This is a genomic window from Tabrizicola sp., from assembly GCF_031377265.1.
Classification (GTDB): Bacteria; Pseudomonadota; Alphaproteobacteria; order Rhodobacterales; family Rhodobacteraceae; genus JAUYQR01.
Genome location: NZ_JANMET010000316.1, coordinates 1 through 2,112, shown reverse-complemented (window position 1 = coordinate 2,112; position 2,112 = coordinate 1). Strand labels below are relative to the sequence as shown.

Sequence of the window (2,112 nt, the reverse complement as noted above, 5' to 3'; positions counted from 1 at the left end):
TAAGCTTGATCAGCGACACCGATCCGAAAGAACATGAACGCGGCATTCTGATGCCAGAGTTTGAGGAACAGGTTCCGGGCCAAGACGGTTTTCATGCTGTCGCCGCCGCCTGAGACGCCTTTTGCAAGAAATACCGTTCCGCAAGGCATGCTGCGATACCTGCGATGCACCCAATCAACGGAACCACAGGGCTTGGCGGATACTTGACGAACTGCGCCACCGTGAACCCCTGGTCCCATGTCATCAAGACAACGACCATCACCGCATTCAGCGCGCCAGCCACCGCAAAACTTGGCCAATCCGTCCTGCGCAGCACCCACAGCAAAAGCCGCATCACCAGGAATCCCGGCCAGGCGCTTAGGCACAAGAACAGAAACAGCATCCCAATGCCGCCGACCATACCCAACACGGCTTCTATAGCGGATTTGATCCCGGTCACAGGAAGGTCCGATGACACCGCCGCAAGGATTGCCAGATGCACACCCAACCCGACGGCGGCAACGCCACAGGCGATCAAATAGGCCGCAACGACAGAAAGGAAGCGCCGCATCAAACGCCCGTTGCCGGAATGCCGGTCCGCTGCACCGGCCGTGGCGCGGTCAGTTCTTTCCACGCGCTCAGCGCCCGGTTCACCGCAGGGCGCGGTTCGCGGGCGACGAACTGGCCGTGGCCCTCTTTCGTCCGCACCTCGCCATCATGGATCGCGACATGCCCCCGCGTCAGAGTAAAGCGCGGCAGGCCGGTCACAACTTTGCCCTCGAACACGTTGTAATCAATTGACGATTGCTGCTTTTTCGCCATGATCGTCTTCGACTTCTCCGGATCCAGAACCACCAGATCCGCATCCGCGCCCACAAGAACTGCCCCCTTCTTCGGGTAACAGTTGAGGATTTTTGCGATGTTTGTTGACGTCACCGCAACAAACTCATTCATCGTCAGCCGCCCCGTCGCCACCCCATGGGTCCACAGCATCGGCATCCGGTCCTCAAGGCCCCCCGTGCCGTTCGGGATTTTCGAGAAATCCCCCACCCCGAACCGCTTCTGCGCGGTGGTGAAGGCGCAATGGTCGGTGGCCACCACCGACAGCGACCCTGACTGCAGCCCCGCCCAAAGGCTGTCCTGATGATGCTTGGATCGGAACGGTGGCGACATCACGCGCCGCGCGGCATGGTCCCAATCGGGGTGAAAATACTCGCTCTCGTCCAGCGTCAGGTGCTGGATCAAGGGCTCGCCCCAGACCCGTTTGCCCTGCATCCGTGCCCGCCGGATCGCCTCATGCGCCTCCTCACACGACGTATGCACCACATACAGCGGCACCCCCGCCATGTCGGCAATCATGATCGCGCGGTTGGTCGCCTCCCCCTCTACCTGCGGCGGGCGGCTGTAGGCATGCGCTTCCGGCCCGGTGTTGCCCTCGGCCAACAGTTTCGCCGTCAGTTCCGCCACCACATCGCCGTTCTCGGCATGCACCATCGCAAGGCCGCCCAGATCGCCAACCCGGCAGAACGACTGATACATCTCATCATCGTTCACCATCAAGGCACCCTTGTAGGCCATGAAGTGCTTGAACGAGGTCATGCCCGCCTTCACGCTGTCGGCCATATCCTCCCACACCTTCTGCCCCCACCAGGTGATCGCCATGTGGTAGGAATAATCGCAGTTCGCCCGGCCCGACTTGTTGTGCCACATCTGGGCTGCATCCATCAGCCCCTGCCCCTGCCCCGGCAGCACGAAGTCGACGACCATCGTGGTCCCGCCTGAAAGGGCCGCCCGGGTGCCGCTCTCAAAGTCATCCACCGAGATCGGGCAGGGCCTTCAGGGCGGGACCGAGCTTGACGCGACCGGCTGCTATGTGATGCCCGGCGGGATCGACCCGCATACGCATCTGGAGATGCCCTTCATGGGCACTTATTCGGCGGATGATTTTGAGAGCGGCACGCGGGCGGCGCTGAGTGGCGGGACCACGATGGTCGTCGATTTCGTGCTGCCGGGGCAGGGGCAGGGGCTGATGGATGCGGCCCAGATGTGGCACAACAAGTCGGGGCGGGCCAATTGCGATTATTCGTACCACATGGCGGTGACCTGGTGGGGTGAGAAGGTCTGGGACGGGAT

The 2,112-nt window shown here is 61.9% G+C and carries 1 protein-coding gene and 2 pseudogenes; 1 reads left to right on the top strand and 2 read right to left on the bottom strand.

Annotation, left to right across the window (positions count from 1 at the left end; translation table 11 throughout):
- Positions 1-91: 91 nt before the first annotated feature.
- Together RMO18_RS17235 and hydA are read right to left on the bottom strand one after the other, a co-directional pair.
- Positions 92-550, bottom strand: coding sequence for a hypothetical protein (locus tag RMO18_RS17235; protein ID WP_309667571.1), 459 nt, complete (start codon positions 548-550; stop codon positions 92-94).
- A pseudogene (gene hydA / locus RMO18_RS17230) lies at positions 550-1,800 on the bottom strand (dihydropyrimidinase); the annotation flags it as partial. The gene RMO18_RS17235 and the pseudogene hydA, both read right to left, overlap by 1 nt.
- Between hydA and RMO18_RS17225 the strand changes: the two are divergent.
- Positions 1,796-2,112, top strand: a pseudogene (locus RMO18_RS17225) (amidohydrolase family protein); the annotation flags it as partial. The pseudogenes hydA and RMO18_RS17225 sit on opposite strands and share 5 nt — an antisense overlap.